The sequence below is a fragment of the Variovorax sp. AB1(2024) genome, assembly GCF_037482385.2.
GTDB lineage: Bacteria > Pseudomonadota > Gammaproteobacteria > Burkholderiales > Burkholderiaceae_C > Variovorax.
On record NZ_JBBHKP020000001.1, the window covers coordinates 5,121,116 to 5,144,703 of the forward strand.

The following is a 23,588-nucleotide window of genomic DNA, read 5'->3' on the forward strand; positions in this document are numbered from 1 at the left end:
AAGTCGCCCCTCTTCTCCGATTACCCGAATCCCGAGAAAACCCGACCGGCCGCGCTCAGTCCTGCCTGCGCATCGCGAAGAAGCCGCCCGCCACCAGGATGAACGCGCCGATGATCACCTTCTGCCAGGTGCTCGGCACGCCGGCCATGATCAGCACGTTGTTGATCAGCGTGACCAGCACCACGCCCAGCAGCGTGCCGCCCACCGTGCCGCTGCCGCCGGTGATGCGCGCGCCGCCCAGGATCACCGCGGCGATCACGTCAAGCTCGTTGCCCACCAGGTCGAAGGGGTTCGCCAGCCGCGTGCTGGACACGTGCACGATGCCCGCCAGCCCCGACAGGAAGCCCGCGTACGCGAACACGAAGACATGCACCGTGCGCAGGTTGTAGCCGAGCCGCTCCGCGATGGGGAGGCTGCCGCCGATGGCGTACACAGCGCGCCCGATCAGCGTGCGGTTCAGCAGCCACCATGTCAGCACCGCCGCGAAGGCGAGCACCAGCACGGTCGCGGGCAGCACCGCGTGCAGGCCCTGCGGCGTGTCGAAGCGCCAGAGCGCCAGCTTGCCGAAGGCGTCCATGGGCGCCGGCACGTTCATGAAGAACACGGTACCCACGAAGGTCAGAAGAATGCCCCGGTACAGGTACTGCGTGCCGATGGTCACGATCAGCGAAGGCGCCTTGAGCCAGTGCACCAGCAGCCCGTTGAGCACGCCCAGCACCGCGCCGCTCGCGGCACCGGCGATCAGCAGCAGCGCGATGGGCGCTTCCGGAAAGTAGTTCAGCACCAGCTTGGTGATGCTGTACATGGTGAGCGCGGCAATGGCCGCGAACGACACGTCGATGCCGCCGGCCGCCAGCACGATCAGCACGCCCAGCGCAAACAGGCCCAGCACCGTGCAGGCGCGCACGATGTCGAACAGCACGGGCAGTTGGAAAAAGCTCGGGTTGATGGCGCCGACCGCCAGGCTCGCCAGCACGATCAGCGCCAGCGTGAAGACCGAGGGGCGCTGCGCGAGCCAGCCGCGCAGGGAGGCCCGCGCCTGCGGCGGGGGCGCGGCCGGCGCGGAACGCGCTTGCATGGTGGAAGCCGTCATGGGAATGCGGGAGAAGGTGTGTCTGAAACCAGCGCGTGATAGAGATCGCTCTCGGCGAGCCCCGGCGCGTCGAAGTCGTTGGCGATGCGGCCCTTGCGCATCAGCAGGATGCGGTCGCAGTTCTGCAGCAGTTCCTGCAGGTCGTCGCTCACCAGGATCACGCCCAGCCCCTGCTCGGCCAGCCGCTGCACGATGCGGTAGATGGTGTCCTTGGAGCCCACGTCCACGCCCACGGTGGGGCCGTGCAGTATCAGCACGCGCGGCCCGATGGCCAGCCAGCGCCCGATGAGCACGCGCTGCTGGTTGCCGCCCGACAGCGACTGCACCGGCCGGTCCACGTCGGGCGTGGCGATCTGCAGATCGGCCACGGTGCGTTCGGCCAGCGCCTGGCACTGCCGTGCGTCGAGCGCGCCGAAGCGCCCGCGCAGGCGGTCGAGCACCGCGGTGACGATGTTGTCGCGAATCGGCTTGTCGAGGAACAGGCCTTCGCTCAGGCGGTCTTCGGGCACGTAGCCGATGCCCTGGCGGATGCCGTCGGTGGGCGTCTTCAGCGTGATCTCGCGTGCGTCGAGCAGCACGCGCCCGCGGTCGGCGGCCTGGACGCCCGCCAGCGCCAGCGCCAGTTCGTTGCGGCCGGAGTCGAGCAGCCCGGTCACGCCGAGGATCTCTCCCTTGCGCAGCGTGAAGCTCACGTCGCTGAACAGCGCGCCGCGGCCCAGCGACTCCACCTTCAGCAGCTCTTCCCCGCCGTGCGAGCCGTGGCGGTAGCGCTCGCCGTCGAGGTGCTTGCCGGTCATCCAGTGTGCGAGCTCGGCCTTGGTGAAGTCGCGGATCGGACCCTGCGCCACCTTCGTGCCGTCGCGGAAAACAATGGCCTGGCCGCCCATGGCGATGCACTCGTCGAGCTTGTGGCTCACGAACAGCACGGCCACGCCCTGCTCGCGCAGCGCCTCCACCACGTGCACGAGGTTGTCCACTTCCTTCTGCGTGAGCGAGGTGGTGGGTTCGTCCATGATGACCATGCGCGCGCGCGTGGCCACGGCACGCGCGATGGCCACGAGCTGCCGCGTGGCAATGGGCATTTCGCCGACGCGCCGCGCGAGGAACGCCGCGTCGGTCGGCAGCTTCACCGCCTGCAGCGCACGCGCGGCCGTGGCCGCCAGCGCCTTGCGGTCGAAGCGCCGCGCCAGCCTGCCGCCGGTGGCGACAAGCTGCTCGCTGAGCGCGACGTTCTCGGCCACGCTCATGTTCGGCAGCAGCGACAGGTCCTGGTAGACCGTCTCGATGCCCAGCGCGAGCGCCTGCAGCGGCGACAGCGATTCGTACGGCTTGCCGTCGATCACGATGCGGCCCTGGCTCGGCGGCTGCGCGCCCGAGATGATCTTGATCAGCGTGCTCTTGCCGCAGCCGTTCTCGCCGAGCAGGTGGTAGATCTCGCCGGCCTCGATGGTCAGGTCGATGCCGCGCAGCGCGTGCACGCCCGCGAAGCGCTTGTGCACGTCCTGCACCTCGAGAAAGACGCGGCGCCCCGCCGGCGCGGCCGGGGCGTGGGTAGAGAGCGCTTCAAGGGTCATGGCTCGCAGGCTCAGAAGGCGTATTTCTTGTAGTTCTGCTTGTCGACTTCGACCCAGGCCTGGCCCGTGACGACGATGCCGACGCCCGGCCCCTTCTTCACCGAGACCTTGTTGTAGCCCGGCACGCCCATGTCGGTGCCCTCGGTGATGGTCTTGCCGTCGAGCAGCATCTTGGCCGCCTTGTTCATGACGATGCCGGCGTCCTTCGGGTCCCAGAAGGCGATGCCGCCGACCGCGCCCGACTCCAGGAACTTGGCCGCCTCGCTCGGCAGGCCGGTGCCGAAGACGCAGACCTTGCCTTGCAGGCCGGCCTCTTCCACCGCCCGGCCGATGCCCAGCACGTCCAGCGAGGACGAGCCCTGGAAACCCTTCAGGTCCGGATGCTTGCGCAGCATTTCCTTGGCCTTGCCGTAGGCCTTCTCGGCGTCGTTGAGCGACTCGTTCTTGGCGTCGACCAGCTGCATCTTGGGGTACTTCTTCGCATTCGCCGCGCCGCCGTCGGCCCACTGCACCTGCGACTGGCTGCCCAGCGAGCCGACCAGCGAGGTCCACTTGCCCTGCTGGCCCATGCACGCGGCCAGGCGCTCGTTGATGCGCGCGCCGTAGGCCGTGTTGTCGAAGGCCTCGATGTCGACCATGGTGTTCTTCTGGTTGTCCGCCTCGTGCGTGACGACCTTGATGCCGCGCTCCATCGCGCGCTTGAGCACCGGCTCCAGCGTGGGTGGGTCCATCGACACGACCGCGATCGCGTCGACCTTCTTGGCCACCAGGTCTTCCACCAGGCGCTGCTGCTGCGCGGCGTCAGACTGGGCCGGGCCGATCTGGCGCGTGGCGACGCCCGGCGTGCTCGCGCCGAACTCCTTCACGCCCACTTCCATGCGGTTGAACCAGCTGATGCCGGTGATCTTCACCACGGTGACGATGTCCTGCGGCTTGCCCTGCGCATGCAGCGCCGACGCGAAGGCCACGGTGCCCAGTGCCAGCACGGTGCAGGCGATCTTGGTTTTCTTCAGCATGTTCGTTTGTCTCCTAGCCCTCGGTGGTTCTCTGCGTCGCGCCAGGAGGGGGCTGATGCGGCGGTGCGCTGGTGCGCGAAACGGAAATGAAGCTGCGCAGGTCGCTCAGGCTCAGGCGCGCCGATGCCAGGAAGAACAGCAGCAGCAGGCCCCAGGCGCAGTCGCGGAAGAAGTTGGAAATGCCCAGCAGGTTGAAGGTGCTGGACAGCAGCTGCAGCGCCACGGCCGAGAAGAACAGGCACACCATGCGCCCGTAGCCGCCCTGCGGCCGCACGCCCGCCATCACCGTGATGAGGATGGCGATCAGCAGGTAGGAGTTGCCGTAGTCCGACTTCACGCTGGCCGTGCGCCCCGCGATGATCACGCCCGCCACCGCCGCCAGCACGCCGCACAGCGCATACGTGGCTATCAGCATGCGGCCCTGCGGAATGCCCGCGTAGCGCGCCGCCTTGGCATTGGTGCCCAACAGGAAGAGCCGGATGCCGAACGGGCTCTGCTTGAGCAGCCAGCCGACGGCCAGCAGCATCACCACGAAGATCGCGAACGGAATCGGCACGCCCAGCACCGTCTCGTTGCCGATGGCCGACAGCGGATCGGCATTGCCCACGCGCAGGCTGGAGCCTCCGGTGAGCACCACGGCCAGGCCGGTGTAGACCAGTTGCGTGCCCAGCGTGCAGAGAATGGGCGTGAGGCCGACGCGCGCGATCAGCACGCCGTTGAGCAGCCCGCCCGCCAGCCCCACCGCGATGGCAATCGCCGCGAAGGCGCCGGTGTACAGCCACGGCGATGCATCGGGCTGCACCAGCATCGGTGCCAGCGTGGCGGCCACCACGCCCGATAGATTGGCCAGCGCCACGCCGGAGAGGTCGATGCCGCCGTTGCCGGAGATCATCGACAGCGCGACGCCCATGGCGAGCAGGCCGAGTTCGGGCAGTTGGCCGCCCATCGACTGGAAGTTGTAGACGTCGAGGAAGTCGCCCTTCGAAAGCACCGTGGCAACCACGAGGATCGCGACGTTGATGCCGACCAGGAAGTTGAGCTCGCGGTCCGAGAACCTGAATTTCACGAAAGACTCCTTTGCTGTTCGCGGTTCAGGCTGCCGCCCGGCCCAGCAGCGCGTCGACCTCGGCGCGCGTGGGCATCGACGGCGCGGTGCCCGCGCGCGTGACCGAAATGGCCGCCACGGCGGAGCCGAAACGCGCGGCTTCCAGCGGCGAGGCGCCTTCGGCCAGCGCGGCCGCGAAGCCGCCGTTGAAGGCATCGCCAGCGCCGGCCGTTTCCTTCACCGCGCCGGCGTTGAACACGGGCAGGTGCACCGACTGGTTCGCGCTGTGCAGCAGCGCGCCCTTGTCTCCGAGCGTGATGAGCGCGCAGCCCACGCCCTTGGAAAGAAAGAAGTCGCCAGCACGACGCGCGTCCTCGACGGTCTCGACGGCAATGCCGCTGAGCGCGGCGGCTTCGTGCTCGTTCGGCGTGATGTAGTCGCACAGCGGGTACACGGCATCGTCGAAGGGCAACGCGGGCGCGGGGTTGAACACCGTGACCGTGCCTGCCGCACGCGCGAGTTCCAGGCCGCGCCGCGCGGCGCCGGCGGGCTGCTCCAGTTGCGTGACGAACACGCGCGCGCCTCGGATGGCGTCGGCGGCGGCATCCACGTCCGCGGTGTCGATGAGCGCCGCCGCGCCGGGCACCACGATGATGGCGTTGGCGCCCGTGACCTCGTGCACGTAGATGAAGGCCGCGCCGGTCGGCTGCGTCGTCACCTGCGGCACGCGCGGCGTGATGCCTTCCTGCGCCCACAGTGCGAGCGCGTTGGCGCCGAAGGAGTCCTGCCCGAGCTTGGAGATGAAAGTCACCTGCGCGCCTGCGCGCGCCGCCGCCACCGACTGGTTCGAGCCCTTGCCGCCGGGGCCCATGGCAAAGCCGGAACCGGCGATGGTCTGGCCGACGCCCGGAAGGTCGGCCGCGCGAAAGGCGAGGTCGGCCACGAAGATGCCGAGCACGGCCACGCCGTGCTGCTGCGAGGAAAAGGCGGTCATCGCGATTCAGGCCTCGGGGGCGAGCACGCCCTTCTTGAACACGAAGCAGCCGTAGAAGCGGCGCTCGCCGGTGGCGATCACGCAGTACGCGCGGCGCGCGGCCTCGTAGAAGGCGAAGCGCTCGATGGAGCCCATCGGCCGTGGGCGCCCTTCGGCCGCGTCGATCTCGCGCTGCATTTCAAGTTGCACCGGTGGGATCTCGTCGGGCTGGCCCATGATTTCCATGCGCCGCGCCGGGTCGTCCACCGCGTTGTCCAGCGGCAGCACCGAAAGAATGGCGCGCGCCGCTTCGGTGGTGCCCACGCCGTCGATGCGCAGCAGCCGGCCCAGCGTGGTCTGGCGTGCGACCGAGTCGGCCGGGAAGTTGGCGTCGCACAGCACCAGTTCGTCGCCATGGCCCATGGCGCGCAGGGCGTAGAGCACGTCGGCGTTGAGCAGCGGATGAATGGACTTCAGCATGCGGTCTGTCTCCTCGAATTGGAACGGCTGTCGCGGTTGCGATCTTAAGTAAAGAAAACGTTTGCGCAAACGTTTGCTATTTGGGGATTTCCCTTGGTTCGTATGACGGGCACGACGGCCGCCCGCTCATTCGCCATAGGGAATCCAGATGTTCTTGACCTGCGTCGCGTGCCGCAGGAATGCGGGGCCCTCGGACGAGGCCGGGTCGTGCCAGTCGGTGGCAAGGCCGTGGTCGGCCAGCGTGCGCTTGAGGTTGCCGACCGACAGCAGTTCGGCATCGCGCGACAGTTCCTTCGCACCGAAAACCCACAGCGCATCCACATCGTCGTGCTCGGCCAGCGTGCGCGCGAGGCTCGCGGCCGGGCCGGTCACGAGGTTGACGACGCCGGCCGGCAGGTCGGAGGTCTCCAGCACCTGATAGAAGTCGGTGGCGACCAGCGCGTGTTTCTCGCCGGGCACGATCACCGTGCGGTTGCCCATGGCCATGAGGGGCGCGAGCAGGCTCACGAAAGACAGCAGCGGCGCCTCGTCGGGGCACACCACCCCGACCACGCCGATCGCCTCGACCGTGGCCAGCGCCACGCCGCGAAGCGGCGGCACATGCACCGCGCCCTCGTACTTGTCGGCCCAGGCGCCGTAGGCGAACAGGCGGCCCACCGATGCGTCGACCTCGGCCTGCGCGGCTTGCGCGTCGACACCGGTCAGGCTCGCGATGCGCGCGGCGAACTCGCCGGCGCGGGCCGAGAGGTTTTCCGCGAGGTAATACAGCGCCTGCGCGCGGCGATGCGGCGTCGCGCTCGACCAGCTCGCCGCGGCGCGCGCAGCGGCCACCGCGTTGCGGATGTCCTTGCGGTTGCCCACCCCCACTTCGCCGGCACGCTCTCCCCCGGCCGCGAAGACCGGGCGCGACAGCTCGCCGTCGGGCCGCACCTGCTTGCCGCCGATGAAGAGCTTGGCGGTGCGGTCGATGGCGGGCAGCGCGGGCGAAGAACCGTTCCCGGTCTTCGCGGCGGCTTCGTTCGCTGCCACCGCAGCGGCCACATTCGCCGAGCGCGGCTTGCGCTGCGCCCAGGCACGCGGCTTCAGGTATTCGTAGCAGCCTTCTCTTCCACCCTCGCGCCCGTAGCCCGATTCGCGGTAGCCGCCGAAGCCCACGCCCGCGTCGAACAGGTTGGTCGCGTTGACCCACACAACGCCTGCCTGCAGCTGCGGCGCGATGCCCAGCGCGAGGCCGATGGTCTCGCTCCACACGCTGGCGGCGAGGCCGTAGCGGGTGTTGTTGGCGAGCGCCACGGCTTCGTCGGGCGTGCGGAAAGTCATCGTGACCATCACGGGCCCGAAGATCTCCTCGGTCGCCACGGTGGATGCCGGTTGCACGCCCGTCAGCAGCGTCGGCGCAAAGAAGCTGCCGCCCGGCGGCAGCTCGCCCGGCGCCTGGTAGCAGGTCGCGCCCTCGCGCACGCCGGCGGCCACCAGCGAGCGCACGCGTTCGAGCTGCGTGGGGTCGATCAGGCTGCCCATGTCGATCGCCTTGTCCAGCGGCAAGCCCACGCGCAAGGTCTGCATGCGGCGCTTCAGGCGCGCGATGAAGTCTTCCGCGATGCCTTCCTGCAGCAGCAGCCGCGAACCGGCGCAGCACACCTGGCCCTGGTTGAACCAGATGGCGTCGACCACGCCTTCGACGGCGGCGTCGATGTCCGCGTCGTCGAACACGATGAAGGGCGACTTGCCGCCCAGCTCCAGCGTGAGCGACTTGCCCGTGCCCGCCGTGGCGGCGCGGATCAGCCGCCCTACTTCCGTCGAGCCGGTGAAGGCGATCTTGTCCACGCCCTCGTGCGCGACCAGCGCAGCGCCCGTGGCGCCGTCGCCCGTCACCACGTTGAGCACGCCGCCCGGCAGCCCAGCCTGCGCCGCCAGTTCAGCGAAGAGCAAGGCGCTCAGCGGCGTGAGCTCGGCCGGCTTCAGCACCACGGTGTTGCCCAGCGCCAGCGCGGGAGCGATCTTCCACGCGAGCATCAGCAGCGGGAAGTTCCAAGGAATGATCTGGCCGACCACGCCCAGCGGCACCTGGTCGGCGAACTCGCGCTCCTGCAGCTGCGCCCAGCCGGCGTGGTGATAGAAGTGGCGCGCGGCCAGCGGCACGTCGAGATCGCGCGTCTCGCGGATCGGCTTGCCGTTGTCCAGCGCCTCGACCACCGCGAGCAGGCGCGCATGGCGCTGCACCATGCGCGCCAGTGCGTACAGGTGCCGTGCGCGGCCATGGCCGCCGAGCGCAAGCCAGCCGGGCTGCGCGGCACGCGCCGCCGCCACCGCGGCGTCCACGTCCTTCGCGGAACCCTGCGCAACGCGCGCCAGGCGCTGGCCGGTGGCCGGCTCGGCCGTGTCGAAATGCACGCCGCCGGAAGCGGACGTGAAGCGCCCGTCGATGAAGTGGCCGAAGCCTTCGGCATGGCGCGCGAGCCATTCGCGTGCGTCGGTGTCGCTCTCGGGCGCGGGGCCGTAGTCCATGGTGTCGAAATAGCGCGCGACGCTGCTGCCGGCGGCGGAGTTGTTGTTGCTGCTCATCGGGCTCATCCGATCGGGTGGCGGTTGTAGGCCGAGTAGCGGCCGGTGATGTGGTGCTCCAGCTGGCGCTCGATGTCGGCCAGCAGCGTGGAAGCGCCGATGCGGAACAGATCGGGCTCGAGCCAGTCGCGGCCCAGCTCTTCCTTCATGAGCACCTGGTAGTCAAGCGCGGTCTTGGCGGTGGAGACGCCGCCCGCCGGCTTGTAGCCCACGCGCAGGCCGGTGCGGGCCTCGTACTGGCGGATCATCCGCAGCATCGCGAGCGTGACCAGCGGCGTGGCGTTGACGCCCTCCTTGCCGGTGGAGGTCTTGATGAAGTCGGCGCCGGCCATCATGCAGACCATCGAGGCCTTGGCGACGTTGCGCAGCGTCTTGAGTTCGCCCGTCGCAAGGATCGCCTTCACATGCGCCGCGCCCGCCGCGCGGCGGAAATCGAGCATCTCGTCGTAGAGCTTCTTCCACTGGCCGGTGAGCACATGCTCGCGGGTGATGACGATGTCGATCTCCGAGGCGCCGTCGCGCACCGAGGCTTCGATTTCCTTGAGCTTGAGCTCGTGCGGAATCAGGCCCGCCGGAAAGCCCGTGGACACCGCCGCCACCGGAATGCCCGTGCCCGCCAGCGCCTCGACCGCGGTCGAGACGAAGCGGTGGTACACGCACACCGCTCCGGTGTGCAGCTTGCGGTCGGCGAAGCCGAGGGCGGCCAGCAGGTCCGGGCGCACCGGCATCGCCGCCTTGGCGCAGAGCCGCTTCACGCGCTCGGCGGTATCGTCGCCGCTGAGCGTGGTCAGGTCGATGCAGGTGATCGCCTTGAGCAGCCAGCCGGCCTGCGCGTCCTTCTTGACCGAGCGGCGTCCGGGCAGCGTGGCCACGCGACGCTCCGCAGCCGAGAGGTTGAAGCGGATGCCTTCGATCCAGCCCGCGTCGAACGGCTGGGCGGTGTTGCGGGCAGCGGCGGCATGCGCGTGCGCGGGTGCCGCCGGCAAGGCCGGTGCATCCGCATTGGCGGAAGCCGGCGGCGCCGGGCGCGAGCGCACCGCGCCGCTGGGGCGAACGAGGGAAGTGGAGGTCATGGATGGGCGGGCGCCGTCAGGCGCATGGGCCGCGGCTGCGGCGGGCAGGCAATGGGCATGTCTTTTGTCTCCGGGCTGCGCCGCGTGGCTGCTCAGCCTTGATGCTGTTCGTGTTGGCCTAAATGTTATTACAACAACATTTATCAGCGCAATATGTTTTTCACGAAACATTAATCCAGCGTGCCATGACCGATACTCCGCCACGTGGATCTGAGAAAACCGAACATGCGAAGAACAGCCGGAGCCGAAGCCCGGGCCATGCGCCTGGCCAGGATGCAGGAACTCGTCGAGGCCGGCGGCCCGCTGCCGATCAAGCAGGCGGCGCTGCAGCTCGACGTGACGGAAATGACCATCCGCCGCGACCTGTCGTCGGCCGAATCGCCCCTCTCCGTCCTCGGGGGCTACGTGCTGGCCACCACGCTGCCCGGTGCCGAGCGCTACTCGCTCGACGAGGCCAGCGACCAGCACGCGGCCAACAAGCGCCTGGCCTGCGAACACGCCGCCAGGCTGGTGCAGCCGCACGACAGCCTGTTCATCGACTGCGGCACCACCATGGTCCATTTCGCCGAGGCGCTGCCGCCAGAAATGCCGCTGAGCGTGGCGTGTTACTCCACGAACATTGCGCAGGTGCTGAGCCGCCGTCCGAACACGCAGCTGATGCTGCTGGGCGGGCTCTACCACCCTTCGTCGGCCACCTTCTTCTCCGACGAGGGCCTGCAGTACCTTGCCAGGCTGGGCGTGAGCAAGGCCTTCATCTCGGCGGGCGGTATCGACCTGAAACGCGGCGCGAGCTGCTCCAACTTCCACGAAGTGCCCGTGAAGCAGGCGGCCATCCGCTGCGCGTCGCAGAGCTTTCTGGTGGTGGACGAAAGCAAGCTCGGCACGCTGCGCCCGGCGTTCTTCAGCCCGCTCGATGCCTTCGCGCGCATCGTGGTGGGCGGCTCGCCCGACGCTTCGCTGAAGAAGCAGTTCAAGGACCTGCCGCTGGAATTCGCGCGCGCCCGCGACGCATAGCTTCGGTGCCGGCGGCGGCCGCGGCACGGCACCGGCCGGACACATCGATCAGTGAGAATCGCTGCGACGCCACTACCTGCGATCCCGCGATGAATGCCGGCACCGTTTCACTCGACGAGCACTGCCTCAAGATCCTCTCCGCGCTGCAGCACGACGGGCGACAGACCGTGCAGCAGATTTCCGAGACCATCGGGCTGTCGCCCACGCCTTGCTGGAAGCGCATCAAGGACATGGAGGCGGCCGGCGTCATTCGCGGCTACACCACGCTGGTCGACCCCGAGCAGGTCGGCCTGCACGTGTCGGCCGTGGCAGAGGTCAACCTCGACCGCCACAGCGAGGCGATGGTGCAGCGCTTCGAAGAAGCCGTGGCGGCGAGCCCGCAGATCATCCGCTGCGTGTCGGCCACCGGCCCGGCGGACTACATCCTCAACGTGACCGTGCCCGACATGAAGCACTACGAACGCTTCCTGCACGAGGTGCTGTTCAGCCTGCCGGGCGTGACGCATGTGCGCTCGAGCATCGTGCTGCGCGAGATCAAGTCGGAAACGGCGCTGCCGCTCGACCACCTGCTGCCGGGCACGCCCGGCAAGCCGCGCGCCACGGGGTCGCGCAGAAGCTAGACGCCGCTCAAGGGTATCGGCACCGCGTGCCGGGGGCCGTGTGGAGAATGGCCGCATCCTCCGCCCCGACCGCGCCTCGACCATGCCCCTGCCCAAGCCCCTCCTGCTGCAACGCGCCTATCTCCTGCTCATCGCCGTGCTGGTGTTCGTCGGCTGCTGGGTCGCGCCCATCGACGCGCCCGCGCGAGCCCAGGTCAACGACGGGCTGAAGCGCGCGCTGACCACCTTTGCCGCGGCACGCGCGCTGGGCGCGGTGGTGTCGGTGGCGCAGGGCACGCAGGTCGACGCCACGCCGGGCGGCGTGGGCGTGAGCTTCGCGCCGGGGCAGGCGCTGAAGCCGCTGAACGAACTCATCGAGCAATTCGCGGCGGTGATGCTCGCGGCCAGCGTGTCGTTCGGCATTCAGCTGGTGCTGCTGAACATCGGCGCGCACCACCTGATGTCTTACCTGGTCTGCGCGGTGGCGCTGGCCTGGATCGTGTGGCGCTGGCGGCGCGGCAGTTCGCCGCGCTGGCTGCAATCGGCGTTGATCGGCCTGCTGCTGGTGCGCTTCGCGGTGCCGCTGGCGGCCGTGGCCAACGAAGGCCTCTACCGCGTGTTCATGGCCAACGACTACCAGGCAGCGCTCTCGGGCATCGAGAAATCGCCGACCGCCGTGGTCGATGCCACGCAGGAAGCCCCCGCGGCGCAGGAAGGCTGGCGCGACCGCGTCGAACGCTGGCTGCCGAAGCTGCCCAACCTCAAGGCGACCTACGACGAGATCCTGAAGTCGGCCTCCGACTGGGCGGAGCGCATCGTGAAGCTGATCGCCCTGTTCGTGCTGCAGACCATCGTGCTGCCGCTGGTGTTCCTGTTCGCGGCGTGGCGGCTCGCGCGGGCCGCGATACGCGAACCGCTACGCAAGTAGGCGCAGCCGCTGCCGGCCGCCGCGGCAACACGAAGCAGGCCTACTGCGCCACCGCGTGGCCGTAGCAGGCCTTGAGGGCCGTGTAGTCGTAGTAGTGGGCGGTGCCCGCCTTCTTCGCGCCGTCGCAGGCGGCCTTGAAGTCGGTTTCCTTCTCGTTGTAGAGCATCTTCACCAGCAGCTTGCCGCTAGCGTCGGCATACACGTCCCACTGCATGTTGGCGGCCATCGGCGACACGTACTCGCCGCGCCATGCATTGCTGCCGTAGCTGAAGTTGGCGGCCTTGGGCACGCTCTGGTCCACGCCATTCAGGCCCATGCGCACGGCAAAGGGCATGAGGATTTCCGCGTGCGCGAAGCGCAGCTTGGCGGCGTGCGAGCGGTCGCCGCGCGCGATGGCGTCGACCTCATTGAACATGTCGTCCACCAGGATCTGCGACATGCGTGAAGTGATGTCGCCCTTCTCGGTCATGCCGGGGCCCTTGTCGTAGAAGTCGGAGCCGTCGTTGAGCGCGGCGAAGAACTTCGCCTGCGCGGCGGGCATGTAGGCGGCGAAGTCGACGCCGGCCTCGCTGCGCATGGCCGGCGCGATCACGTAGAGCTCGTACAGCAGCGAACCGGCGTCGCCCAGGGACTTGATCGTGGTCTTGCCGTCGCCGCTCAGGCTGGACGAGAACTTGCCGTCGTCGCTCGCGAAAGTGCGGGTGCCTGTATTCGCGAAGCTGTAGCTGCCGTCGGCGATCTTGTCGACGAAGCTCTTGGCGAACAGGCGCTCCAGCAGCACCCGGCCGGCCGCGGCGGCTTCAGGCGTGACCGTGAGGCCGCTCTGCTTGGCGGCCAGGTCGGCGTCGCTGGACTTGTAGGCCTGGTAGGCCTGGCTGTCCTGGTAGGTCGTGTAGAGCGGGTCGGCCGTCTTGGTCACCTGGTCGGTGGCCTTCACCAGCTTGTGGAAGTACAGCAGGAAGCGGTTGGTGCCGGCCGGCTGGCTCACCGCGGTGCCGGTGTCGGGGTAAGGCGCCGGTGCGGGCGGATAGGTGACGAGCGGCGCCAGCGCGGGCTGCGCCGCCTTGAGCGACTGCACGAAGAAGTTGCCGCTGTCGACCGCGCGGTCGACGCCGGAAGTGACGGTCACGATCTGCCGGGGCGCCGAGCCGGCGCTGTCGCCGACCTGCTTCCAGTAGGCCGGCAGCCGCTGCACCAGCCGCGCCGCCAACTGCGTGTGTTCGTTGATGCCGACCTGCGTCTCGTTGCCGTAGCCAGGCGTGCTGATGCCCGCCACGCCGTAGCCCAGCAGGAAGTTGGCCTTCATGATCTTCAGCACGTCGGGCCCGAGCTTCTGCCCGAGCGGCGTGAGCGCACCGTCGTCCCGTGCCTTCTCCCACATGTTGTAGACGGCCAGGTCGTACTTGAGGCTGGACAGGCCGCGCGAGCCGTGGCGCGCGATCATCTCGGTGTAGACCGGCGCAAAGCCCGCGGGCGGCGCCTCGTAGGTGCTCACGTCCTGCTGCGGACGGTACGGGGCCTTGGTCTGGTAGTAGCGGTCGGTCAGGGCCGCGGAGGTCAGCACGGCCTTGACGTCGTCGCCGGCGGCGGCCGACGCAAGCGCATCGCGGATGCGCTGCAGCCCCTCGTCGGACGCGGCCTTGAGCGCGGCCTTGGCCACCGGATCGCTCTCGGTGTTGAAGTCGCCGAGCAGCTTGGCTGCCACCACGCCGACCGAGATGGCGACCTTGCTGCTGGCCGCCTTGAAGTCCAGGCCGCCGGCTTCCATTTCGGCGACCACGGCGGTCGACTGGTAGTCGACGACGCCCGGTGCCTCTTTCGGCGCGCGCAGCACGAGCCGCGAGGTCACGGGCTTCGAGGTGGAGGTGGCGGGGTCGAGCTCGGTGGCATCGGTGCCGATCTCGGCCACGATGCCTGCGCTTGCGCCAGCCAGCGTGAAGCCGCCCTGCTTGTCGGTGCGCGTGGAGGGCTCGTCGGCATCGCAGCGGCCGTTGGCGTTGATGTCGAGGCAGACCTTCGCGTTGACGAAATAGCTTCCCACGACCACACCGCTCACGTTCGAAGACGCGGCCGGTGCGGGCGCGGGCGTCGTGGCGGCCGGAGGCAGCGCGAAAGGAACGCCGCCGCCACCGCCGCCTCCACCGCCGCAAGAGGCCAGCAGGAGCGCAACAAGGCCGAGGGACGAAGACGGCAGGCCGGTCAAGGCACGGGGAAGGGGCAGGTTCGGCAACATGGAGGAAGGGCAAGAAACAAAAGTTTCGAATCCTTCCATCCGTGCATGACGCGCCGATGACCCGTGGCGCAAACAGCAACAAGCCTAGGAAACGACCTGGTAATAGAGGTTCTGCGGATGCCTGGCCTGCGCGAAGAAGAACCAGCGCTCCGCCAGCAGGCCCGGCGCCTGCACGGCGACCGCCAGCAGCCACGGCTGCACCGACGCGCTCGCGATGCCCCATGCCGCCAGCAACGCGGGCAGCACGAAGGCCAGCAGCAGAAAACCGAGCTTCATGTTCCCGAGCGCCGCGAGCGACACGCCATGGAAGAACTCCCGCGTGTTGAACGACCCGGCCGACATGCCCATGGACTTCTGCACCAGCTTCTGCGCGCGGATGCCCGTGGCCGACTGCAAGGTCGACTTGTGGCGCAGGCGCGCATTGCGCCGCAAGGCGCCGCCGCGCGCAGCCCAGGCGGCCAGCGTGGCGACGAGCGCCCATGGCCCGAACACCTGCACGAAGCGCGCCTCGCCGCTCAGGGCCGCCATCGCGCATGCCAGCACCAGCCCCGAAGACAGCCCGATCAGCGTGAAGTTGAGCACCGTCAGCGGGTGCGCCCATTCCTCGATGAAGCGCAGGCAGGCGTAGATCATCGCGGTGCAGTACCAGAGCAGCATCGCGCCGCACAGCACCAGCAGCGGCAACAGCCACGACCACGGCGCGCCGACGCCCAGCCGCAGCGACAGCCACCACGACGCCACCAGCGCGATGAACACCGGCAGCACGATGACCTCGCGCGACATCCACGAAGTGCGCCACATCAGCACCGCCCGCCATGCGCGCGTCTTGCGGCCCAGGTGCATGAACGATGCGGCAAGGCCCGCCACCAGCAGCACCTCAGCCACGCCCAGCGCAATGCCCAGGAAGCCCGGCGCCAGTTCCAGCCCGAACAGCACCGCCAGCGCCAGCGCGAACACCAGTCCCTGCGCGGCGCCGGCCAGCGTGGTGAAGAAAAGAATCGAGAACGCGGGATGCATGCGGCTACTCCTTCGCGTCCGCCGGCTGCGTGATGTGCCGGGGCAGGTACTGGTTGGCCGGGCTGGTCTCCCACTCGGGCATCAACTGGTAGCCGCCGCGCTCGCGGATGGCCTTCGACACTTCGGAGTCCGGGTCCTTCACGTCGCCGAAGATGCGCGCGCCGGTCGGGCAGGCCTTCACGCAGGCCGGCTTGCGGTCTTCCTTGGGCAACTGCTCGTCGTAGATGCGGTCCACGCACAGCGTGCACTTGGTCATGACCTGGCGCTCTTCGTCGAGCTCGCGCGCGCCGTAGGGGCAGGCCCATGCGCAGTACTTGCAGCCGATGCACTTGTCGTAGTCGACCAGCACGATGCCGTCTTCCTTGCGCTTGTAGCTCGCGCCCGTGGGGCACACCGGCACACACGGCGGGTCTTCGCAGTGCAGGCAGCTCTTGGGGAAGTGGATGGTCTCGGTGACGGGAAAGGCGCCAGCCTCGTAGGTCTGCACGCGGTTGAAGAAGGTGCCGGTGGGGTTGGCGGCATAGGGGCGTTCATCGGCCAGCGGGCCTGCGCTGCCGGAGGTGTTCCATTGCTTGCAGGACGTGACGCAGGCGTGGCAGCCGACGCAGACGTTGAGGTCGATGACGAGGGCGAGTTGCTTGGCGAGGGTTTCGCCCTGCTCGGCGCGCTGGGTTGCATTGCTCCCTCCCCCTCTGGGGGAGGGTCGGGGTGGGGGCACGCCGGCCCTCGATGCAACAAGGCTTCCAGCTCCAACGCCGATGCCCCCACCCCCGCCCTCCCCCAGGGGGGGAGGGAGCGACACGGGGGACAGCAGATCCTTGAGCCACTGCATCATTTCTTCCCCCTCCCCGCAAAGTACGTCAACACACTCGCCGCCTTCCCCAGCACCCCGGGCACCACCGGCATGCTCGCAACCTGCGGATAGCTTTCTTCAGGCTCGCCGGGCTCCGCCGGCCGGATGCGCACCCGCACGTCGTACCACCCCGCCTGCCCGGTGATCGGATCCGAATTGCTGATGGTCCCGCTCGCGGTGCCTGCGCAGGGCAGTTCCTCGCTGATCAGGTGGTTCAGCAGGAAGCCCTTGCGCGCCTCGTCGGCTCCCGGTGCCAGTTGCCACGCGCCGTCGGCCTTGCCGATGGCGTTCCAGGTCCACACCGTTCCCGGCTCCACCGCCTCGCTGTAGCGCAGCATGCAGCGCACCTGGCCCCACCGGCTCTCGACCCAGCACCAGCCGCCGTCCGCAATGCCCGCCGCCTGCGCGGTCAGCGGATTCACGTGCAGGTAGTTGTGGCTGTGGATCTGCCGCAGCCACGCGTTCTGCGAGTCCCACGAGTGGTACATCGCCATCGGCCGCTGCGTGAGCGCGTTGAGCGGATAGGCGGCCAGGTCGGTCGCCGCTTCTTCGAGCGGTGGATACCAGAACGGCAGCGGGTCGAAGTATTTGTCGATGCGCTCGCGCAATGCATCGGGCGGTTGCCGCCCCGGGCTCTTGCCCTGCGCCGCGAGCCTGAAGCTCTGCAGCGTGTCGGAATACAGCGCCAGCTGCACCGGGTCGTTGCGCTGGCGCCAGCCCTTGTCTTTCGCAAAGTCCAGGTACTCCCGGTTCCAGTTGCGCATGTAGTGCATGGTCTCGGGCATGTGGTACTGGAACACACAGTTGTTCTGCGCATAGGCCTCCCACTGCTTGGGGTTGGGCGCGCCGCGCAGGTGCTCGGTGCCGTCCTTGCCGCGCCAGCCCATGAGAAAGCCGATGCCCGGCTGCGGCTCGAAGTTGACGACGAAGTCCGGGTAGCCCGTGTACTTGCGCCCGCCCTCCGGCGTGGTGAAGGCCGGAAACTGCAGCCGCGAAGCCAGCTCGATCAGAACCTCCTGGAACGGCCTGCACTCGCCCGTCGGCGGCACCACCGGCACGCGCACCGAATCCACCGGCCCGTCGAACTCCGAGATCGGCCGGTCGAGCATGCCCATCACGTCGTGCCGCTCGAGGTACGTGGTGTCGGGCAGCACCAGGTCTGCGAAGGCCACGGTCTCGCTCTGGAAGGCGTCGCACACCACCAGGAACGGGATCATGTGCTCGCCCTTTTCGTCCTTGCGGTTGAGCATCTCGCGCACGGCCATGGTGTTCATGCTCGAATTCCAGGCCATGTTGGCCATGAAGATCAGCAGCGTGTCGATGCGGTAGGGGTCGCCCTTGGCCGCGTTGGTGATCACGTTGTGCATGAGCCCGTGCGCCGACAGCGGGTGCTCCCACGAGAAGGCATGGTCGATGCGTATCGGCGAGCCGTCGGCGTTGATGGCCAGCTCGTCCGGGCCGGCCGGAAAGCCCAGCGGAGCCGCATTGAGCGGCGTGTTCGGCTGGATCATGCCGGGGTCGTTGAAGGCCCGGTAGTTGGGCACGATGTGGCGCGGATACGGCGCCTTGTGCCGGAAGCCGCCGGGCGCGTCGATGGTGCCGAGCACGCTCATCAGCACCGCCAGCGCGCGCACCGTCTGGAAACCGTTGGAGTGCGCCGCCAGCCCGCGCATTGCATGGAAGGCCACCGGCCGCGCCTGCGTGGTCGGGTGCTTCTTGCCCCAGGCGTCGGTCCAGGGAATCGGCAGCTCGAAAGCTTGTTTCAACGCCGTCTCGCCCATTTCTCGCGCCAGCTTGCGGATGCGCGCCGCGTCGATGCCGGTGATGGCCTGCGCCCACTCGGGCGTGCAGGCGGCGACGCGATCGCGCAGCAGCTGGAACGACGGCGCCACGCGCGTGCCGTCGGCCAGCGTGTAGTGCCCTTCGAGCGCCGGGTCGCAGCCTTCCTCGATTCCTTCGGGGTAGGCGTTCTTCACGCTGCCGCTGGCCTTGTCCCACACCAGCTTGTTGTGCGGGTTGCGTCCGTCGCCGGGCGGGCCGCGTTGCGGGTCGGGGTCGAAGGCGAACAGGCCCTGCCGCTCGCAGTCGTCGAGCACCACGAGCTGCGGCGCATTGGTGAAGCGCTTGAGGAAGGCATGGTCCACCAGGTCGCTTGCGATCAGCTCGTGCAGCAGCGCCATGAACAGCGCACCGTCGGTTCCCGGCTTGATGGGGATCCACTCGTCGGCAATGGCCGAATAGCCCGTGCGCACCGGGTTGATCGAGATGAAGCGCCCGCCCGATCGCTTGAACTTGCTGATCGCGATCTTCATCGGGTTGCTGTGATGGTCTTCGGCGGTGCCGATCATCACGAACAGCTTGGCGCGCTCCAGGTCGGGTCCGCCGAACTCCCAGAAGCTGCCGCCGATGGTGTAGATCATTCCCGCGGCCATGTTGACCGAGCAGAAGCCGCCGTGCGCCGCATAGTTGGGCGTGCCGAACTGGCGCGCGAACAGGCCGGTGAGCGCCTGCATCTGGTCGCGACCGGTGAACAGCGCGAACTTCTTCGGGTCGGTGGCGCGGATCTTCGCGAGGCGCTCGGTCAGCAGGTCGTAGGCGCGCTCCCAGCTGATGGGCTCGAACTCGGCCGCTCCGCGCTCGCTGCCGGCCTTGCGCAACAGCGGCTGCGTGATGCGCGCGGGCGACACCTGCTTCATGATCCCCGACGAACCCTTGGCGCAGATCACGCCCTGGTTCAGCGGATGGTCCGGGTTGCCGTCGATGTAGCGCACCTCCGGGCCCTTCTCGCCCTCGCGCAGATGCACGCGGATGCCGCAGCGGCAGGCGCACATGTAGCAGGTGGTGGTCTTGACCGTGGTGTCGGCCGTGGGAGTGGGCGCCGACAGCGGGTCGTGCACGGGCTCGCGGGACAGGAAACTGAACACTGTCGGTCCTTTGTTTTCAGGCGTGGCGCACACGATGTTAGGCACACCCGATCAATCGGAAAAGCGCAGAATATCTCTCACCATGACCGGAAAAACAGATCAACTTTCGGCGCAGCGCCTGCGCCTGAACCTGCGGCAGCTGGAGGTGTTCGTGGCCACCGCGCGCGGCGGCAGCACCCGTGCGGCGGCAGACCGCATCGCGCGTTCGCAGTCGGCCGCGAGCAGCGCGCTGGCCGACCTGGAAACCTCGGTCGGCGTCCTGCTGTTCGACCGCATCGGCCGCCGGCTGGTGCTCAACGAGAACGGCCGCGCCCTGCTGCCCAAGGCGCAGGCGCTGCTCGACCAGGCGGGCGAGGTGCAGGCCCTCTTCAGTGCCGAGCATGCGGCGCCGTTGCGCGTGGCTGCGAGCTTCACCATCGGCGAATACCTGCTGCCCGAGCGCATGTCGCAATGGACCGCGCTGCATCCGCAGAGCCAGGTGCGGCTGCACATCGCCAACACGCGCGACGTGATCGAGGCGGTGGCGGGCTTCGACGTCGACGTGGGCTTCATCGAAGGCCCGCAGACCCACCCCGACCTGGTCGTGCGCGCATGGCGCAGCGACGAGCTGGTGATCGTGGCCGCGCCGGGCCATGCGCTGGCCGGCCGCGTGGCCACGCACAAGCAGCTGTCGCAGGCCACCTGGGTGTTGCGCGAGCACGGCTCGGGCACGCGGCAGGTCACCGATGCCTGGCTGATCCAGAACCTGGAGCAGGTGAACGTGGGTTTCGAACTGGGGAGCACCGAGGCCATCAAGCGCGTGGTGGCCACAGGCACCGGCCTGGCCTGCCTGTCGCGCTACACCGTGGCGCAGGCGCTGGAAGACGGCCACCTGGTCGAACTGCGCACGCGGCTGCCGGCCGGCGTGCGCAAGCTGGCGACGGTGATGCACCGCGACAAGCTGCTGGGCGGCGCAACCGCCGACTTCCTGCGCCACTGCGGCGCCACGGTGCCGCGCATGGCCACCAGCGCCACCGCGCGCTGAGCGCTCAGCCCATGTGCAGCACGCGTGCGGTGTGGCGAGCGATCACCGCTTCTTCGTCGGTGCGCAGCACCCAGGCGCTCACAGGGCTGCCGGCCGCGGTCAGCAGCGCAGCGCCGCCCCGGTTGGCGGCTGCATCCATCTGCACGCCCAGCCAGGCGCAGTCTTCGAGCATGCGTTGGCGCAGCGGCGCGTCGTTCTCGCCGATGCCTCCGGTGAACACGATGGCGTCCACGCCGCGCAAGGCGCCCGCCAGCATGCCCATGTGCTGCACCACCTGCTCCACGAAATGCGCGATCGCCTCGGCAGCCGCCGGCTCTGCCGAAGCCTGCAGAGCACGCATGTCGCTCGACACGCCCGACAGCCCCAGCAAGCCCGATTCGCGGAACAGCAGCTTCTCGACCGCGTCGGCCGACATGCCGCGCGATCGCATCAGGTAGGGCACCACCGCCGCGTCGATGCGGCCGCAGCGCGTGCCCATGGTCAGGCCGTCCAGCGGAGAGAAGGTCATGGTCGTCACGACCGAGCGGCCGTTGACCATGCCGCACATCGACGCGCCGTTTCCCAGGTGCGCGACGATCACGCGCCGCTGCGCCAGCTCGGGCGCGATGCCCGCGAACTGCGCGACGATCGATTCATACGAGAGGCCGTGGAAGCCGTAGCGCCGCACGCCAGCGTCATGCAACTCACGCGGCAACGCAAAGCGCCGGTTGACCTCCGGCTGCACCGCATGGAAGGCCGTGTCGAAGCAAGCCACCTGCGGCACGCCCTCGAAGGCGGCCATGGCCGCGCGCACGCCGGCCAGGTTGTGCGGCTGGTGCAGCGGCGCCAGGGGCTCCAGCTTGGCGAGTGCATCGAGCAATGCCGCGTCGACGCGCACCGGTTCCACGAAGTCCGTGCCGCCATGCACGATGCGATGCCCCACCGCCGCGATGCGCCCGCCCTCGCCCTGCCGCGCATGCCATTCGAGCAGCCCGGCCAGCGCGCCCTGGTGCGAGGCGCGTGCGCCATCGAGCGGCTCGTCGAGCAGCGTCTTGCCCTGTACATCGCGAATGCGCAGCCGCGCCTGCAGGCCCGCGCCCAGACCGTCCGCCTGGCCCGACCAGCGCGCCGACGGCAACGCATCGCCGCCGCCCGGATGTGCCGCATCGAACAATGCGACCTTGATGGACGAGGAGCCCGCGTTGAGCGTCAGCAGCGAATCGGTCATGGGTTCTTCAGACGTAGTCCTTGTACTTGTCGAGGAATCGTACCGGCTTGGACAGCGCGTCGCGGCGGAAGGGGTCGCCCAGCTCGCGGGTGCACATGATCTCGATGACGCAGGTCTTGCCTTCGTTCATCTGCATGTCGATGGCCTTCTTCAGCGCCGGGCCCACTTCTTCGAGCTTGTCGACCACGATGCCTTCGGCGCCCATGGCCTTTGCTATGCCCGCGAAGCTCTCGCTTTCAAGCTCGCCGGCCACGAAGCGGCGGTTGTAGAAGTCGACCTGGTTCTTCTTCTCCGCGCCCCACTGGCGGTTGTGGAACACCACGGCCGTGACCGGAATGTCGTGGCGCACCGCCGTCATGATTTCCACCATGCTCATGCCCCAGGCGCCGTCGCCGGCATAGGCCACGGCCGGGCGGTCGGGCGCGGCGCACTTGGCGCCGATCATGGTGGGCAGCGAGTAGCCGCAATTGCCAAAGCTCATCGGCGCGAAGAAGCTGCGCGGCTCCTCGAAGCGCAGGTAGCTGTTGGCAATGGCGTTGATGTTGCCGATGTCGGTGGAGACCATCACGCGCGGCGGCATGGCCTTTTCCAGCTCGCGCAGCACCTGGCGCGGGTGCAGGTAGCTGCCGCCGGTGGGCGTCTTCTCGCCCTTGGCTTCCTCGATGGCGTCGAGGCTGAACTGGTCGCGCTCGTGGGTCCACTCGTCGAGTTCCTTTTCCCACGCGGCTTTCTCGGCCTTGATCCTGTCGGCGCGCTCGGCCTTGGTGGCGTCGCAGGCCAGCGTCTTGCCCTGCAGGCGCTTGAGCAGTTCCTTGGCCGTGGCCTTGGCGTCGCCGTGGATGCCGACGGTGATCTTCTTCACCAGGCCCAGGTTGGTGTGGTCGGCCTCGACCTGGATGATCTTCGCGTCCTTCGGCCAGTAGTCCATGCCGTGCTGCGGCAGCGTGCCGAAGGGGCCCATGCGGGAGCCCAGAGCCAGCACCACGTCGGCCTGCGCGATGAGCTTCATCGCCGCCTTGGAGCCCTGGTAGCCCAGCGGGCCGGCCCACAGCGGATGGCTCGCGGGAAAGGAGTCGTTGCGCAGGTAGCCGTTGGCAACCGGCGCGCCGAGGCGCTCCGCCAGCGCCTTGCACTCTTCCACCGCATCGCCCATGACCACGCCGCCGCCCGAGAGGATCACAGGGAACCTGGCCGAGGCCAGCAGCTCGACCGCCGCGTTCAGGCTGTTCTCTCCGCCCGCGCCACGCTCCACGCGCATCGGCTTCGGGATCTCGCACTGGATCTCGCCATAGAAGTAGTCGCGCGGAATGTTGAGCTGCGTCGGGCCCATCTCGGAGATGGCGCGGTCGAAGCAGCGCGCGGTGTACTCGGCCATGCGCTTGGGGTTGTTGACGTGGCCCTGGTACTTTGTGAACTCCTGGAACATCGGCAGCTGGTTGGCTTCCTGGAAGCCGCCGAGGCCCATGCCCATGGTGCCGGTCTCGGGCGTGATCATCACCACCGGGCTGTGCGCCCAGTAGGCCGCGGCAACGGCCGTCACGCAGTTGCTGATGCCGGGGCCATTCTGGCCGATGACCAGGCCGTGGCGGCCCGACACGCGCGCATAGCCGTCGGCCATGTGGGCGCCGCCCTGCTCGTGCACCACCGGAATCAGCCGGATGCCGGCGGGCGCGAAGATGTCCATCGCGTCCATGAAGGCCGAGCCCATGATGCCGAAGATGTCGGTCACGCCGTTGGCGACCATGGTCTCGACGAAGGCCTCGGAGGGCGTCATCTTCTGCACGCCCTTGACGGCTTCGCGGGTGGGGGCTGCGGCTGGCTTCTGGCTCATGGAAGGCGTCTCCTGAAAGGATGATGGGCGGTGGCTTGCACCCAAAAAGTCGGAACGACTTGTTCCGGAATTCATTCCGGCGGAATATAGGACGGCATCGGCACGGCGTCAAACAATTTACAAAAATCGGTACGCCTTG

Annotated in this window: 18 protein-coding genes; 4 read left to right on the forward strand and 14 right to left on the reverse strand. The window is 68.6% G+C overall.

Annotated elements, in window-relative coordinates:
• Nucleotides 1-55: 55 nt before the first annotated feature.
• From WIX39_RS24005 to deoC, 8 genes are all read right to left on the reverse strand, one after another.
• Nucleotides 56-1,093 carry an ABC transporter permease gene (locus tag WIX39_RS24005; protein WP_409196019.1) on the reverse strand — a complete coding sequence of 346 codons (1,038 nt, stop codon included), beginning with the start codon at nucleotides 1,091-1,093 and terminating at the stop codon, nucleotides 56-58.
• Complete coding sequence (locus tag WIX39_RS24010; protein WP_409196020.1) at nucleotides 1,090-2,667, reverse strand: sugar ABC transporter ATP-binding protein; 1,578 nt, start codon at nucleotides 2,665-2,667, stop codon at nucleotides 1,090-1,092. The genes WIX39_RS24005 and WIX39_RS24010 overlap by 4 nt, the downstream gene beginning before the upstream one ends.
• Before the next feature lie 11 nt (nucleotides 2,668-2,678).
• Nucleotides 2,679-3,683, reverse strand: coding sequence for a substrate-binding domain-containing protein (locus tag WIX39_RS24015; protein WP_081271245.1), 1,005 nt, complete (start codon nucleotides 3,681-3,683; stop codon nucleotides 2,679-2,681).
• A gap of 13 nt (nucleotides 3,684-3,696) precedes the next feature.
• Complete coding sequence (locus WIX39_RS24020; protein WP_106937207.1) at nucleotides 3,697-4,749, reverse strand: ABC transporter permease; 1,053 nt, start codon at nucleotides 4,747-4,749, stop codon at nucleotides 3,697-3,699.
• Between the two features lie 25 nt (nucleotides 4,750-4,774).
• Nucleotides 4,775-5,722: a ribokinase gene (locus WIX39_RS24025; RefSeq protein WP_409196021.1), complete on the reverse strand. Its 948-nt coding sequence runs from the start codon at nucleotides 5,720-5,722 to the stop codon at nucleotides 4,775-4,777.
• Nucleotides 5,723-5,728: 6 nt separating this feature from the next.
• Nucleotides 5,729-6,181: an RbsD/FucU family protein gene (locus tag WIX39_RS24030; protein WP_081271242.1), complete on the reverse strand. Its 453-nt coding sequence runs from the start codon at nucleotides 6,179-6,181 to the stop codon at nucleotides 5,729-5,731.
• A 126-nt stretch (nucleotides 6,182-6,307) separates the two neighbouring features.
• Entirely contained in the window at nucleotides 6,308-8,746 is a 2,439-nt protein-coding gene (locus tag WIX39_RS24035) for an aldehyde dehydrogenase family protein (protein WP_409196022.1), read from the reverse strand.
• Between the two features lie 5 nt (nucleotides 8,747-8,751).
• A complete protein-coding gene (gene deoC / locus WIX39_RS24040; protein WP_409196023.1) occupies nucleotides 8,752-9,819 on the reverse strand; it encodes a deoxyribose-phosphate aldolase in 1,068 nt (355 codons plus the stop codon).
• Between the two features lie 225 nt (nucleotides 9,820-10,044).
• Between deoC and WIX39_RS24045 the strand changes: the two genes are divergently transcribed.
• The 3 genes from WIX39_RS24045 (at nucleotide 10,045) to WIX39_RS24055 (ending at nucleotide 12,360) form a co-directional block, all read left to right on the forward strand.
• Nucleotides 10,045-10,833 carry a DeoR/GlpR family DNA-binding transcription regulator gene (locus WIX39_RS24045; protein WP_409196024.1) on the forward strand — a complete coding sequence of 263 codons (789 nt, stop codon included), beginning with the start codon at nucleotides 10,045-10,047 and terminating at the stop codon, nucleotides 10,831-10,833.
• An 89-nt stretch (nucleotides 10,834-10,922) separates the two neighbouring features.
• A complete protein-coding gene (locus WIX39_RS24050; RefSeq protein ID WP_106937202.1) occupies nucleotides 10,923-11,453 on the forward strand; it encodes an Lrp/AsnC family transcriptional regulator in 531 nt (176 codons plus the stop codon).
• Between the two features lie 82 nt (nucleotides 11,454-11,535).
• Nucleotides 11,536-12,360 carry a hypothetical protein gene (locus tag WIX39_RS24055; protein WP_409196025.1) on the forward strand — a complete coding sequence of 275 codons (825 nt, stop codon included), beginning with the start codon at nucleotides 11,536-11,538 and terminating at the stop codon, nucleotides 12,358-12,360.
• Between the two features lie 40 nt (nucleotides 12,361-12,400).
• Here the strand turns inward: WIX39_RS24055 and WIX39_RS24060 are convergent, their stop codons facing one another.
• From WIX39_RS24060 to WIX39_RS24075, 4 genes are all read right to left on the reverse strand, one after another.
• Nucleotides 12,401-14,563 carry a histidine-type phosphatase gene (locus WIX39_RS24060; RefSeq protein ID WP_409196026.1) on the reverse strand — a complete coding sequence of 721 codons (2,163 nt, stop codon included), beginning with the start codon at nucleotides 14,561-14,563 and terminating at the stop codon, nucleotides 12,401-12,403.
• Nucleotides 14,564-14,677: 114 nt separating this feature from the next.
• Nucleotides 14,678-15,610, reverse strand: a complete 933-nt coding sequence (locus tag WIX39_RS24065) for a dimethyl sulfoxide reductase anchor subunit family protein (RefSeq protein WP_409196027.1) — start codon at nucleotides 15,608-15,610, stop codon at nucleotides 14,678-14,680.
• A gap of 4 nt (nucleotides 15,611-15,614) precedes the next feature.
• The gene (locus WIX39_RS24070) at nucleotides 15,615-16,445 is read right to left on the reverse strand and encodes a 4Fe-4S dicluster domain-containing protein (protein WP_409196028.1); all 831 of its coding nucleotides are present in this window, start codon (nucleotides 16,443-16,445) and stop codon (nucleotides 15,615-15,617) included.
• Nucleotides 16,442-19,387, reverse strand: coding sequence for a molybdopterin oxidoreductase family protein (locus WIX39_RS24075; RefSeq protein ID WP_409196029.1), 2,946 nt, complete (start codon nucleotides 19,385-19,387; stop codon nucleotides 16,442-16,444). The genes WIX39_RS24070 and WIX39_RS24075 overlap by 4 nt, the downstream gene beginning before the upstream one ends.
• A gap of 82 nt (nucleotides 19,388-19,469) precedes the next feature.
• Here WIX39_RS24075 and WIX39_RS24080 point away from each other — a divergent pair, with 82 nt between their 5' ends.
• On the forward strand, nucleotides 19,470-20,411 hold the full coding sequence (locus WIX39_RS24080) for a LysR family transcriptional regulator (protein ID WP_409196030.1): 942 nt from the start codon (nucleotides 19,470-19,472) through the stop codon (nucleotides 20,409-20,411).
• Between the two features lie 4 nt (nucleotides 20,412-20,415).
• Here the strand turns inward: WIX39_RS24080 and WIX39_RS24085 are convergent, their stop codons facing one another.
• Both WIX39_RS24085 and xsc read right to left on the reverse strand, forming a co-directional pair.
• A complete protein-coding gene (locus WIX39_RS24085; RefSeq protein WP_409196031.1) occupies nucleotides 20,416-21,618 on the reverse strand; it encodes an acetate/propionate family kinase in 1,203 nt (400 codons plus the stop codon).
• 7 nt (nucleotides 21,619-21,625) lie between these two features.
• A complete protein-coding gene (xsc, locus tag WIX39_RS24090) occupies nucleotides 21,626-23,449 on the reverse strand; it encodes a sulfoacetaldehyde acetyltransferase (RefSeq protein ID WP_409196032.1) in 1,824 nt (607 codons plus the stop codon).
• Nucleotides 23,450-23,588: the final 139 nt, after the last annotated feature.